The organism is Paenibacillus sp. V4I7 (genome assembly GCF_030817275.1).
Lineage (GTDB): Bacteria > Bacillota > Bacilli > Paenibacillales > NBRC-103111 > Paenibacillus_E.
The window spans coordinates 2675941-2690544 of sequence record NZ_JAUSZD010000002.1 but is presented as its reverse complement, the minus strand read 5'-3'; the positions used below and the strand labels follow the sequence as shown (position 1 = coordinate 2690544).

Genomic DNA, 14604 nt, shown 5'->3' with positions numbered 1-14604 from the left:
CCTGCATCTGGCTTCTTCTATTAAGAATTTGAGTTATGTTATTTGTTTTTCTTATAAAATTCCTGTCCATTGGTGATAACCTCTTGACCGCCTGCTGCCAGCCACTTTTTCTGAAGTTCTGTCCAAGCGCCGTCAAAGTCGTCGCCCATGATAGCCTTCAGCCAACCTTCTCCAAAGGTTGATCTTAGTTTGGTTTGGTCACCAAGAATTTTGTCATCAAAAACGTTCATTAACGGTGGAGCCATTGTATACTTAGCGTTCGTAGCAAACCAGTCTGTGAAAGCGCCTTCTGCCATTTCGGTAGGAATCCATGGCTGCAGCTTCTTAAACGCCTCGTCATAATTAAAATTGTTCTCTTTGATCGGGATGTAAGCATATTCAAAGTAATTCATTGCACCCCATGCTAATGGATACAGATAGCCATTCTTTTTGGTGTCCCAGTCTTTATCGGCTTCAGCCTTGTTTACTGTAAAAACTCTTCGGCCGCTTTCTTCTTTAACATCTGTAAAGTGGGTTCCCTTAATTCCGAACAGAGTTAGTTCTCTGCCTTCCTTTGTTAAGGTATATTCGATTAATTCCAAAGCCTTTTCAGGGTTTTTAGAAGTCTTTGGAATAATATTCCCTCTCCAGAAACCGCCTGAATGTCCTAAGTTAGCAGGTACGCCATTCACACCTTTAAGTGGTGGAAGATAGGCAATTTTAGCATTAGGATTTACAGACTTGGCCTTTTGCAAGAATAAATCAGGCTTCGTTGTAGAAGCTATACCATATTTCCCTGCTCCAAAATCATCGGACTCAGGACCTTGGGCACCATCGGGTTTTAAGCTAAGCCAATCCTTGTTAATCAAATCTTCTTTTAATAGCTTTCTATAGAAAGCAGCCGAATCTTTTGCATTTTGTGATACTTCATATCTTGTAATGCTACCATCTGGCTGGGTCACCCAGTTGTCTGTCCTGCCTGCTATGGCATGTGCTCTTGATATAAACTGTCCAAGCTGGGTAATGGATGGATCAGACATACCGCTTGCCCTCGTATAAACGCCATAGGTGTCAGGTTTGCCATTCTTATCCGGATCTTTTTCTTTGAAAGCTTTTGCAACGTTATAAAATTCCTCGAGCGTAGTAGGCATACTTAAGCCTAAATTCTCCAGCCAATCTGTACGGATAACCCAGCCCCACTGCATAGGAGCAAGTCCCAGCGGCTTGTAATAAGACTTTCCATTAATCTTAAAGCCTTTGTAAACTTCAGCGTTAACAACAGCATTGATGTGTGGGTACTTACCGCTTTTTAAATAGTCATCATACGACAAAATCAAGTCATTCTTAGCCCATTCGTTTAATGTTTTGCCGGAGTCAACCGTAGCGATGTCAAAACTTTCTCCCGAAGCCATCATGAGGTTAATTTTGTTAGCAAATTGATCACTTGGAATGCTTACAATTTCAATCTTCGTATTCGTTCTTTTTTGCAGTTCCAGAAGGATACGATCCTTTTGAGGGTCCTGCTCATTTGCTGCACGCACCCAGCGGATTGGAACTGGTTCACTCGCTTTTTGCTCTTTTGCCTGGCTGCTTCCTGTTGCTGTTGCTGCTGGCTGCTCTTGCTTTGCACAACCGCTTAATACGGTAGCTGCAAGCAGCACGGACATAGACAAAGGCATGATCATGTTAAGCTTTTTCATCTTTTTACCTCTCCCTTTTTAATTTTTCCGTTTGCAAAATGTCTTATTTATGTCATCCACCAAGTGGGGGATTGCCATTATTCCTTAACTGCACCCATCATGATTCCTTTTGTAAAATATCTCTGTATGAATGGATAAACGATGAGTACAGGAATCATCCCAACGATTATGGCGGCCATTTTAAATTGCTCCATATTAGATCCCGACGTCATGACACCTACCTCCGCCGTAACCATATCCTGAATAATCATCTGCCGCAATAAAACCTGCAGCGGAAACATATCATTGGAATTTATAAATAATGTAGCCAAAAAGTAATCATTCCATAAAGCTACACCGTAAAATAAACTAATAGCAGCAAATACAGGCTTAGATATTGGAATAATAATTTTAAACAATATTTGTATATCATTATATCCATCGATTTTTGCGGCTTCTTCTAGACTTGGCGGAATACTGGCAAAATAATTTTTCATAATAATCAAATTATAGGTTGAGATCGCCGTTGGTAAAACCAATGCCCAAATGGTATCGATGAGGTTTAGATTTTTAACTAGCACATAAAATGGAACCAATCCACCGCTGAAAAACATGGTAAATACGATTAGACGAAATAAAATCCCTCTACCTGGAAGATCCTTCTTGGATAGTGCATACGCACCACAACTGGTGAGGATCATACTTATTGTTGTTCCAAGCGCCGTTATTTCTACGGATCGTAATAAGGCTTTTACTATTCCTCCAATGCTGCCTAGCGCTCTCTTATACTCTGTAAGACTGAAGCTCTTGGGAATTAGGTGATAGGGGTCTGTTAAATATACTTCCTGCGTGGATAACGAAATAATCAAGATTCTCCACAGTGGCAGTATGATGATAAGGGCTGATAGACCGAGCATTAAATATATGATTATATCAGTCAAGGAAAATCTTTTTTGTACATACATGATTTAAACTCCTCCTGTTGTTAGTAGACACCCTCTTGACCGAATGCCTTTACAATCCGATTTGAAACGATAAGTAATACTGCGCATATCACAGACTTCAGTATACCTGCTGCTGCTGCGAAGCTAAATTTGTTATCTCCTAAAGCGGTTCTGAAAATGTAGGTATCCAGAATATCACCCGTTGAATAAACCATTGGATTGTAGAAGTTATATACTTGGTCAAAGCCCCAAGTCAAAACCCTTCCGATAATTAAAATAAACATGATTAGAATAACATTACGTATGCCAGGTATTGTCACATTCCACATAAGGGACCATCTTCCGGCACCATCCATGACACCGGCTTCATAATGTTCGGTATTAATGCTTGCCATAGCCGCAACATAGATGACAGTGGCAAATCCAGCTTCTTTCCAGATATCTGTTAAAATCAAGACAGGCCTAAAGGCAGCTGGATTTGTCAGCAGATCTGTAGCTCCGTCTTTAAAAAAGGCTGCTAAAATCCCTGTCTCTGGACTGAAAAAAGTGATAAAAATGGAAGCAACGATAACCCACGAAATAAAATGTGGTAAATAGATAATCGTTTGAACGGCCTTACGGAATTTATGATGCCTCACTTCGTTTAGAAGCAATGCAATAACGATAGGAATGGGAAACTGTGTAAGAATACGGTATACCGCAATAATACAGGTATTCCAAAATGCCCTCCAGAAATCTTCTTCACCAAATAATTCTTTGAAATGCTTCAATCCAACAAACGGGCTGTTAAAAAATCCTTTACTCATGGTATAGTCCTGAAAAGCCATGGTGATCCCATACATGGGAACATAACAGAAGATCACATACCATATGAGCAGAGGGATAAGCATCATATACATATACTTATATTTCAATATAAGTTTCAAATTTTTTTTATAACGATGCTCCTTTGAGTCTTTCTTAATATACAGTTTGGAGGTTTGTATTACGTCAGTATCCATGTCTCTTCTCCTTAACGTTTTCGTATTGGACATCCAGTAGCGGTACTCCTTGTGTTAATTATAAAGCGTTTACAGAGATGAATAGTATGACTCTAACTAAACATTTGTTACGTTTTTTTAACCTGATTCTAGCTTTGTTAAGAAAAATAAGCAGCATGGCTACTTAAAAAAGTAACCCTGCTGCTCTAACTTAGGAAAATAGATGATGACCGTGGTGCCTTTTCCTAAAGTACTTTCTACCTCAATCCCATATTCATCTCCAAAATATAATTTGATTCGTTCATGAACATTAATGATCCCAATACTTTCTCCTTTTGTTTTCCCCTCAAGCCTCTCCTTGATTTCCTTCAGCTTATCCTCTGTCATCCCTGCACCATTGTCACAGATGGATATCTTCAGCTTATCCGTCATTTTTTGAACCTCTATGACGATGGTTCCTCCATGTTCCGTTACCTCCAGACCATGATAAATAGCATTTTCCACGATCGGCTGGAGCGTCAGCTTCAGAACCGGAATTTCTAACATATCGTTACTTACATCATAGATGACCTTAATTTTGTCCCCAAACCGCATTTGCTGTATATCGATGTAGGTTTTCACATGATCGATTTCCTCACTAACCTTCACCACTTTTTCTCCCCGGGTGATGCTGGTTTTAAACAAGGCAATAAGCAGTTTGATCATTTTCTCTGTTCTGGGATCCTTAGCAAAAGCCATATATTGTGCTGTTTTTAAGGTGTTGTAAAGAAAATGAGGGTTAATTTGTGACTGCAGCAGATTTAATTCATATTCCTTGGCCTTAAGTTCAGCGTCTTTTACCTTAACCTCGGATATATATTTTTCTTCAATTAGTAGACTTATACGCTCAAGCATCTCATTGAAGCTATTCCCTAATTCAAATATTTCATCCTCAGTGGTGCTCTTAAACCGAGTTTGCAGGTTTCCTCTTTTCACGTTTCTTACTGTTTTCATTAATGTTGATATGTTCAATGAAAGGATAGAAGAGAATCCATAGGAGAAACCAAAGCTTAGTATGATCAGCCCTAATAGAACCACTATGCTGTAAAAAAGGATGTATTCATTCTCATTAAAGTCCTTTAAAAGGAATACTAAACTCCACCCATTTTCAGCAAAGTACTTAGAAATCATCAGGTAATTATTTCCCCCTTCCCGGAAGGATACCCTTTCATTCTGTTCCAAGGAAGGTTTATTGTTCTGTAATACCTCTAACAAGCTTTTCTTTTGACTTCGGCCGTTATCACTGAAGATATCTTTACCTGAACGGTCCACAAGGTATAAATCCAGATAGCTGATCTTAGAAAACACATTTAGCATCTTCTCAATATCTTCCCCATTGAAATCAACTAAAATAAACCCTAGTAGTTTCCCAGCTTCAATACCATCTGCAACACCTCTTATTTGCATGCCTATACGTATGCCTTTCTTATTAAAGGGTGAATCCGTATAGCTTCGCCATAATAAAGTACTAAAATGATCTTTTACATAATCTAAATCAGTTTTGGCATCGGGACGCATCATGAATGGCCTTCCGTAGGTAGAGGAATATACCAGACGCTTATCTGCGTCATAAATGGTTATATTCGATATTCCTTTATCAAATAAATTTCTGGAAAGAATGATATTATTCATCTCATCCCGAATCTCTTTATCCACATTATTAGAAGGTTTACTGACATCCAGAAGCTTTTGAACCTTCTCATTGAACGAGGAAGTCTCAATTGTCATCCTCCGATAATTATTATAAACAAACTCCATCTGTTGATAGAGAATTTGAGCACTGTATTCAAAGACAGACCCTACCTTGCTTTCAACCGTGTGCTTGGCGGATACATAAGCGCTGCCTGTTATTAATACAACGGGAACAGTTACTACAGTCGAATACAAAATTAGCAAAGTCAATTTGAAACTGATTCTTCGCTTCGACAATACTATTGGCTTATTTTCAATGTAGCTGTGATTGAGTGAACTTATCTGAACTTCCATATTTTTAATTGGCTTAACAATTTTCTTGCTTGTAATAGCTAGTACAATGATGGATAACACCAGACATAATAACCCAATCTGAATATTGGAAGTAAGATTTTTATTAATGGATTTTTGAAGCTTGTCAAAAGTGAACGTATTTGTTATCGTCCATCCTTCATAGTTTAAATAATTTTTAAATGAAAATTTTTGTTCAGCCAATTCGCCTGCCTGTTGATTGTTGGAAACTTCAGCCGTGTTCCCTGCATGATCCGTAATAAAAATGCCATTCCCTGCAAATTGCATCTCCTCAATAAGTTTTGTACTCAACACCACAACCATATAGGCCTTTATTTCATTGGTATACGGCTCAGATATAGGACTTATGATAGCTAACCTTTCATAGATTCCTTCTCTATATCTATCAAGGAAAAACTGACTTTCAGAGTTTTGCAGCAAGGGTTTCTTTAATTGGTTATAAAATTCTGAAGATCCGTATTTGTCATAGCTTTTTCCCACTGAATTACTGGCCTTAATAAAAATATTTCTATTATAATCAACAACAAGAACAGAATCTACCTTATCATTACTTAGAATAAGATTATTTAGAAACTCCTCATAGTCCTTTTGTGCTTTTATGAGTACATAAGGATCTGATTCATTGGAACTGGTAATCCTGTCAAAGTACTCATTTTTCATAGACAAACTAACGATATTGGCAATTTCGCCCAAATAGGTGTTGGCCTTTTCAACTGCAGCATCTGTAGCTATTTCATTTACGCGTTCGAACTGAAACAAAATAAATCGATTCGTGACCATATAGCACGTTAAGGTCGTTAATGCGATAGACATCACGGAGAAAACAATACCGAATATAATTATTTTCTTTTCCAGAGACTTTTTGAAGTTAAATTTAATCATGCGAACTCCCCATAAGTTTTATGGTTACCCTTTGTATTTTTCTCTGTATTCCAATGGCGTAAGTCCTGTGACGTTTCTGAAAAGCTCACTAAAATAACGGGGCTTCTCATAACCAACCATACATGATATCTCATAGACTCTATAGTTGATATCCTTTAGAAGCCTTTTTGCTTCTTCAATTCGCACTTCCGTGAGTAGATACTTAAATGTTTTTCCTACATCCTTACTGAAAAGCCTAGAAAGATGAACAGGATGAACATTGACATACCTGGCTAATTCCTCAAGGCTGATTTGACCGGAATAATTTCCCCTTATATAGTCCAGCGCTTCATCAACAATTCTTCTATTTTTCAACTTGTTCTCTTCATGAAGTAAATCAAATGCCTCTACGATAAACGCTTCCAACTTTTTGAAAATCATCACAATCGTCTCACAATATCCGATTTCCTTAATGATATAGTTTGATTTGTCCAAGAAAACATCTGTTTTTTTTCCCATTTCGCCCAATTCGCCCACCATAGCTAAAACTAGTTTAACAGCAAAACCTGAAATCATATCGATATCGGTTACTTTAGAATCTATGAATTGATTTTTCAGCGTATCGAGATATTCCATTAATTTTTCATAAGCCTTGCTGCTAACAAGAAACATGATTTCTTTCATCCATCGTTCTTCTTCCGTGAAGGTATATATGCGCTTGCTGTTCTGATTTAGTTCCCTATTATCATTAATCATGCAATTGCCAATATAAGCTTTGTGCAGGAAGGCCTCTTTTAAACGTGTATACGAATTACAAAGCTCTTGTATATTAGCTGCCCTATTTCCAATAACACAAGAAATATCAAGACATTCTTCTTCATTTTTTTTATACATGCCTAGCTCTACCTTCAAATTCTCATATACTTCAGATACAGTTCGCATAAAATCTTCATCAGGAAGAGTCCATAAGACACAGAATAACTCACTTAACGAAATAACCGTCCCTTTATTTTGAATTTCGATATGTTCAAATAAATACCCCCGGATTAATTCATGGATACTACGTACTCTGTCTGCCCCGGAATAAAAGGTCATATGCTTATATTCATCAATTCGAAACAAAGTCACCCGGTAATCTTTATTTTTAGTGAAAATACTTGCTTTTTGAATCATTGCAACCGCTTTCTCATCCATATCTGAATGACTTTCCAACATTTCTTTAAAGAGTATTTCCCGCTTTCTCCAAATATCTTCACTATCCATACTGATTTGATTTTCTTTATGTAAAACTCCTTTAAGCTTTGTAAAATGATTAACAATCTCATCTTCCCCATCAGATTTTAAAATATATCCGTAAACCCCACACTCAATACCTTTCTTTGCATAGTCAAATTCGTTGAAAGCACTAAATAACGTTACCTTCGTTTTTGGAAACCTGCTCTTCACTTCCATAGCCAATTCAAGACCATTTAATACGGGCATCCGTATATCTGTCAGAATTGCATCTACTTCTGTTTTATCTAAAAACTCCAGAGCCTTGTTTCCATTTTCACATACCCCTGCTACTTCAAAACCAATGGTATTCCAATCAATAATTGTTGGCAGAACTCTTCTAAAAATCTCTTCATCTTCAACAATAAGCAGCTTGTACAATCCCATTCACCTCCTGAATTTTTTCCCCTTTACACCTTAAAACTCATGTAACCGTTTGCAATTCCACCCCACAATGCCCAACAAGATTCTCCTTGCCATTATGGAGCTGGAACTGCTTCTTGAAGTTCAAACTTCAAACTATAAGGAACTTTCTCTGATGATTAATTCCGGCTGTAAAACAACGATAGTACGATCACTTACAGCTCCGTTCAGAAGCAGCCTAGCCGCTTGAGTGCCTATCTCAAAGGTTTGAAATTTAACGGATGTCAGCTTAGTGGGGAGAGTTTCACAGATATTGGTGTTGTCGCAGCCTACGATTCCAATATCAATCCCAACCGTTAATCCCAATTTGGCAGCTGCTTCATAGGTCCCTTTGGCGATCCGGTCGTTAAAGCAAAAGATACCATCAGGCCTCTCATCATGCTGCATCATCCTAAGGGCACTATCATAACCCTCTCCATCGGACTCAAAGGCCGATTCGAACACAACCCACTCTTGTCTTACTGGAATGTTCGCTTCCGTCAGAGCGCTAACAAAGCCCTGGTATCTATCGGACGATGCTGAATAGACCGGTCTAGATATGAAAGCAATCCTCGTGCGCCCAGTAGTAATCAAATGTTTAGCAGCTATGTAACCCGCATGAAAATTGTTGGAAATGACCCTAGGTGCTTGTATACCCTCAAGCATTCGATGGCAAAGAACAAAAGGGATACTAGCTTCCTTAAGCTTAAAAAAGGGGGTTAAATCCGCTATGCCGTCTATCGCCGGGACGATCATGACCCCATGCACCCTGCTATCTATTAACTTTTGTATGTGTCTTGTTTGCTTTTCATAACTATTATCTGTATTACAGATCATTAAATTGATATCATTCTCACTTGCCACATCACTAGCTCCCCGTACAATATCGGGGTAATTGTAATGAAGGATATCGGGAATCAGCAGTCCCCAGTTTTTGATTTCCCTGCCATCATGGCTATTTCGGCCATTTATAGGTTCAGAGACATATGTTCCGCTCCCATCCCGTGCATAAAGCAGCCCTTCTCCAATTAATTCCGAAATGGCTCTTTCGATGGTTGTGCGCGCAGCTTGATAGGTTTCAGATAAAACGGTTCTTGAGGGCAAACGATCGTGTGGTTTCAAGGATGAAATATTCCGGATCAGTTGATCCTTTATTTGCATATATCGAAGTGAATTGAAACTCATTAGACCAGCCTCCGCCTATAATCTGTATGACTGATTAATCCATGCATACTGATTATACGTTAGCTTGATAGCGTTTTCCATACTTTCTTACAAGCAGTGCAACTAGTTAAAAAAAGGCCACTGATCTACCGGCAGCCTTGTTCAGGTCGATTATTGAGCTAAGGTTTTCTGTTAGTTTAAAGTCCAAATCGTCTTTATGCACCGAAAGCGATGCAGTAACCGTTATTATCACGGATGGCCATTTCAATCCCACTGGACTCGTATAGTCCGCCTTCAACGGACGAATTTGGTCGAACATCGCTTATCTGTTTTGCCTCGTGCATGAATCCTTAATCCTTATACCTTATAACAGTCCCCGCGATAGAGTCGTAAACAGTTTGTTTATTTTTGCTCCATAATGGACTTATCAAGTAAATAAGTGCCAGACCGTAGACCGTCCCCAATAATGAATAAATTAAATAATTGGGGTACTCAGAAGGGATCACCATGTGCCAAATGGTGAAATGGGCTAGCTCCCAAGGGATGAATTTAAGGGCAGAACGAATAAGCGAGGATCCGAATCCGATTGGTTGACCGTAAACGCCAGCCACCACAATCCCCATTTTTCGTTTACCCCATGTTGCATGCGATTTCGACCCCTCACACACGGCAAAATAAAGATATACAGGAAGTGTGATGAATAGAAACCCAGTGATCTCCGCCAACAAGGGATTTGTCGTAAACAGCGGAATCACCTGCGGCCGTGCAAGAAAAGATACTCCGATTAACAGGATGATGTAGCCCAAAATAATAAGATAATCCCAAAAAAAGGCGATAATGCGGATACCAAACGATACGCACTTTAGATTTTCAAGTATCCGTTCATCCACTGATTTTCAGCTCCCTCGTTTAGATATCATAAAAATATATCAGAACCTATGCATCCAAAAGCGATTATAAACGTATACGATGAAGAAAGGAGTTGTGAATTGCATGAATAACCCTGGACAAGATCACCTTCCGGAAACAAGAACTGAGCTGCTTCAAGAACTTCATGAGATAGAATCATGGGAAGCTGAACAGAAAGATCTTTGGTTTTGGGAAAAAATCGGAAGGCTTCCTTTTCAAGTATTGGACCGATTAACGCCGAAGTTTTTGAATAAGAAAATAGGTGAAGCATTGGACGAGCTTGGGAATTATTTGCAGGCAGGGGGCCGCTATCTGATTTCTGAAAAAGGAACATTACGGTACATTGAAGATATGCATCTTCGCAATAGAGTCGAGGGAAACTTAACAGATCATACAGAGGGTCTTACGATAGAAAAAGTGGGAACATTACCTCTTCAAGTGATGGATCAAACGGCAAATGAAATTGTCCAAAATCGATCAAATCTGGCTACTATTCAAGGTGCAACAACTGGTATAGGCGGGATTCTGACACTCGCCATCGATATTCCGGCCATTCTTGGCCTGTCTTTGAAAACTATTCAAGAAATTGCGATCTGCTATGGATATGATCCCAAAGACAAACAGGAGCGGATATTCACGATCAAATGCCTGCAATTCTCGTCCTCCGACATTGTCGGTAAAAAGGCCATTCTCGAAGAGCTGGCGGAATACACTTCCCCGGATAAGAAGAATGTACAAATCATCTCTCAGCTTCAGGGGTGGCGCGAGGTATTCGCCACTTACCGCGATAATTGGGGTTGGAAAAAGCTGTTCCAACTCATTCCTATTGCCGGAATCCTCTTTGGCGCTTGGATCAATCGCGGAACGCTGAAGGATGTTGGCGAAGCTGCGAGAATGCTGTATCGCAAACGACGTATTCTTGAACGTTTACACGCCCAAATGGATGACTAGCTGAAACCATTGGAATACCTTTTCGTATTAATAAGAAAAAGCCAAAGGAGGAATGAAAGTTGCTCAAATATTTGTTTCGCAAACTACTAGGATCTTTTTTTCATTCCAAACGACGCAGACATTATCGACATAGTAGCTCTAATTACAAAACCTATAATAATCGCCGATACTCCTCTAGTGACCATGCGGGGTATGGACACAACTCTCAAGGACATCGTTACTATAAAAATAGTCATCGAAGTTCCAGCTAATCCAAAGCCGCGAAAGTGGCTTTTTTGTTTTTTTAATCCTTTAATAGCGCGTCCAGATCCTCGATACATAACTGCGCGTTAACGTACGGCGGATCGATTTGCAGTAATTTACGAATCACTTGCTTCGTCTGCCTCGTTACCGACAGCTCCTCCTCCCATCCAATTGTGGAGTCCTCCTGACCATCGATCGATTCATATGTCGAATAGAGCATAAATAGTAAAAAGTGACCGATTGCATATAGATCTGAAGTGACAGCTACGGTTCTTCTCCGTATGAGCTCTTCATCAGGTCCAATTTCTAACAGAGCTGGCTCTCCTAAGCGAGCGGCTAAACCAAAATCAATCAGGGTCATACGTTCCCCGTATAAAAGGACATTAGGAATTCGTATATCCAAATGAACGATGCCTTTCTCGTGGATGAAGCGCACGATATCCAGTAAACTGCGTATTAGGCAAATCGCATCCCTTTCTCCAAATCGAGCTCCCCGTTCAAATATTAAATCCTCCACTGTCCGACCTTTTATATATTCGGTTATCATGTACAATCGATTAGATTCTTTAAAAGATGTGTAGCACCTTGGAATAGAGGGATGTTCTAACTGACTCATGATCTCTATTTCCCGGCGCAAAAGGCTTTGACCCAAGCGCCCTTTACTCGGTTTAGCTTGCTTAGCAACGACTTCCTGACCGGACTTCCTATCCTGACATAAGTATGTTAATCCATAGCTTCCCATCCCCAGGAAACGTTCAATCTGATATTGATCTCGAATCACCTTACCTAAGCTCAAAGGATAGTCGATCCATGCTTCATATACTCGTTTCAAATATGCCAACATGGTTAAGAACCCTCCTTCCTGCTACCTTAAAAAATACCATAGGAGGGCCCGGTTTAGCTAATCAATCATTCGGTTGAAAAATTTGTTTTTTTTCATCTATCGTTTACCATATGGTAAAACAAGATGATGACAACATCGACGCAACGGTTGCCGAGCGGGCGCTTATCTGCTCCCTTGATCGGCAAGTGCTCACCGCGGCAAGCAAATGGTTGAACGCGAGCTGGCAAAGAAAACCAGTTTATTCTCTTAACAAATTCTTGGATGAACTGCAATGGAAAATCACCAGGCATCGTGGATTAAAACAACTGTGTACAACATCCGTAAGTTCTTCTGCATCGTTCTTCCTCTGAATACACTGGGTATCAAAAGGTGTTTAAGAGGAGGTCTTCTTCGTGCAGACGTTCTATACCGTGAAACCCGGCGATTCGGTGTCAGCGATCGCTAAGAGGTGGGAAGTGCCCATCGCTGCTTTAATCGCCGCAAACAACCTCGAGTCTCCCAATACTATCTATCCCGGGCAGCAACTTTCGGTGCCGTCCGGCGTTGTAACCGTTCAGGTCAAACCCGGGAACTCCGTCTACTCCCTTGCCCAAATGTATGGCATCCCTATGGCAGCTATTATTCAAGTCAATCGATTGCTACCGCCATACACGATATATGTCGATCAATGGCTGATGGTCCCGCCAGGTGTCCCGTACTATGTGGTACAACCCGGGGACACATTATACGCAATCGCCAGCAGATATAATGTAATGACGGGCGGAGTTCGAAGACCTGGGCTGATCCGCCAAGTGAATCAACTGCCTTCTGACTTGATCACCGTGGGCATGCGCCTCATCGTCCCTTATGCTCCTCCAGGCGGAATTGGTCAGCTTGCCTACGTTTCTAACTTTGGCGGCGCATATGATCTATGGCTGTACGATCCGTTAAGCGGTCAATCCACAGCTGTTGGCAAAAAGCAGGCCGATGCTCATTCCGTTCCCTATTGGTCACCGGATAATCGCCGGATCGCGTATATCGGAATGCAGGGCGTTCTCTTTGTCTTAGACGTTCGGCTGGGAACCTTGACGCAGATTGATCAACTAGAGCCCTATACCACTCTCACTTGGTCCCCTGACAGCACGCGGATCGGCTATACGAAGCAGAACCGGATCGTGCTCTATGAGCTGACCACCTTCTCCGCCAGAACGTTACCCTTATCCGGCGCTAAGCATGTGCAGTGGTTTCCCTCCGGCGATAAACTATTATTTGCGGCCCAGGACACCTCGGGGAACGATCAGCTTTATGAAATTCGAGTCGACGGTACCGGCCAGCGCCAAATAACGCGCAATACAATCGGTCCTATGAACGAGGTAAAACTCTCCCCGAACGGTGCCTATGCCCTCTTCACCTCTCCAGGCGCAAGCATCTCCATCATCTATGTTGTCGAAATCACAACAGGAAACGTGTCCGAACTCAAAGGTGGGCCATTAGCGAAAAATTATAACCCGGCTTGGGCTCCAAATAGTGCCGCCATCGCATACAGCACAACCGAATTTGTCGAACGTAAAGGCTACTTCTCCACGATACGGACTGAACATTCCCAAGGCGGCGTCCAACAAATCCATGCCGTCTCCGATTGCTTTGCGACTCCTGTCGCGTGGTCCCCTGATGGTGAAGCCATCGCATACCTGTCAGGCTGTAGAGGACAGGGGCTTTCTAGCGAGCTATGGGTCATCAATATCCATCATCCGGCACCGATCCGCGTTGTTACAGAGGCAGGGTCCATCACAGCCGTTCAATGGTCACACGGAGCCGTTCCAACGGAAGTTTACACCCAGTTCAGCAGCTCGACGTACGAGGTCAGCTTCCCCTACCCCGTGGACTGGCGACCGGTGAGTGAGACCAGGTTCGAAGGTGCGAGCGGTTTCGTCGGAATCTCAGCCCTGGCCAGCGACCTGCCGTTTCATGAGCTTTGCCGCTCGGAAGCTCATCATCAGCTGATGCCGTATGGCTCTTCACCGCGAATTGTTCCAGGACGAGTACAGGGTCAGGAAGCCTGCTATATTTTCCCCTCCGCGGACCAAGCGCCTGAGTTTCGTCGGCAGTCCGCACTCATCGCTATATATCCAAAGCCTGTAGTTATTAACGGCAATACGTATCCTTACTTCATCCTTTGGGCGGATCTAGATCATATTCACGTGATAGTAAACGGATTGCGTTTTCTTTAATAGTCAGCATTTCACAAACTGAAGGAGCCTTCCCTATAAAACAGCGGCAGGCTCCATCTGATTCATCTAGACTCCTACTTGACCAAATAACTGACGATCTGAACATTATTCTCATGCTTCTGT

Annotated in this window: 11 protein-coding genes; 2 read left to right on the top strand and 9 right to left on the bottom strand. The window is 41.2% G+C overall.

Annotated features, from left to right (window positions below; all coding sequences use genetic code 11):
* Nucleotides 1-38: 38 nt before the first annotated feature.
* The 8 genes from QFZ80_RS13440 to QFZ80_RS13405 form a co-directional block, all read right to left on the bottom strand.
* Entirely contained in the window at nucleotides 39-1679 is a 1641-nt protein-coding gene (locus tag QFZ80_RS13440) for an extracellular solute-binding protein (RefSeq protein ID WP_307546176.1), read from the bottom strand.
* Nucleotides 1680-1756: 77 nt separating this feature from the next.
* The gene (locus tag QFZ80_RS13435; protein WP_307546177.1) at nucleotides 1757-2623 is read right to left on the bottom strand and encodes a carbohydrate ABC transporter permease; all 867 of its coding nucleotides are present in this window, start codon (nucleotides 2621-2623) and stop codon (nucleotides 1757-1759) included.
* Between the two features lie 20 nt (nucleotides 2624-2643).
* On the bottom strand, nucleotides 2644-3603 hold the full coding sequence (locus tag QFZ80_RS13430) for an ABC transporter permease (protein ID WP_307546178.1): 960 nt from the start codon (nucleotides 3601-3603) through the stop codon (nucleotides 2644-2646).
* 159 nt (nucleotides 3604-3762) lie between these two features.
* Nucleotides 3763-6507 (bottom strand): sensor histidine kinase, encoded by a 2745-nt coding sequence (locus QFZ80_RS13425; protein WP_307559323.1) that lies wholly within the window; start codon nucleotides 6505-6507, stop codon nucleotides 3763-3765.
* A 24-nt stretch (nucleotides 6508-6531) separates the two neighbouring features.
* Nucleotides 6532-8139, bottom strand: a complete 1608-nt coding sequence (locus QFZ80_RS13420; protein WP_307546180.1) for a response regulator transcription factor — start codon at nucleotides 8137-8139, stop codon at nucleotides 6532-6534.
* Nucleotides 8140-8277: 138 nt separating this feature from the next.
* On the bottom strand, nucleotides 8278-9345 hold the full coding sequence (locus QFZ80_RS13415; protein WP_307559321.1) for a substrate-binding domain-containing protein: 1068 nt from the start codon (nucleotides 9343-9345) through the stop codon (nucleotides 8278-8280).
* A gap of 194 nt (nucleotides 9346-9539) precedes the next feature.
* Nucleotides 9540-9668, bottom strand: a complete 129-nt coding sequence (locus QFZ80_RS13410; RefSeq protein WP_307546182.1) for a hypothetical protein — start codon at nucleotides 9666-9668, stop codon at nucleotides 9540-9542.
* Between the two features lie 6 nt (nucleotides 9669-9674).
* Nucleotides 9675-10214, bottom strand: a complete 540-nt coding sequence (locus QFZ80_RS13405) for an RDD family protein (protein WP_307559318.1) — start codon at nucleotides 10212-10214, stop codon at nucleotides 9675-9677.
* 103 nt (nucleotides 10215-10317) lie between these two features.
* On the opposite strand from QFZ80_RS13405, the gene QFZ80_RS13400 reads away from it, so the two are divergent.
* A complete protein-coding gene (locus tag QFZ80_RS13400) occupies nucleotides 10318-11184 on the top strand; it encodes an EcsC family protein (protein WP_307546184.1) in 867 nt (288 codons plus the stop codon).
* A gap of 283 nt (nucleotides 11185-11467) precedes the next feature.
* On the opposite strand, the gene QFZ80_RS13395 is transcribed toward QFZ80_RS13400, so the two are convergent.
* Nucleotides 11468-12271: a serine/threonine protein kinase gene (locus QFZ80_RS13395; protein ID WP_307546185.1), complete on the bottom strand. Its 804-nt coding sequence runs from the start codon at nucleotides 12269-12271 to the stop codon at nucleotides 11468-11470.
* A 392-nt stretch (nucleotides 12272-12663) separates the two neighbouring features.
* Between QFZ80_RS13395 and QFZ80_RS13390 the strand changes: the two genes are divergently transcribed.
* Nucleotides 12664-14481, top strand: a complete 1818-nt coding sequence (locus QFZ80_RS13390; protein ID WP_307546186.1) for a LysM peptidoglycan-binding domain-containing protein — start codon at nucleotides 12664-12666, stop codon at nucleotides 14479-14481.
* The last annotated feature ends 123 nt before the right edge of the window (nucleotides 14482-14604 follow it).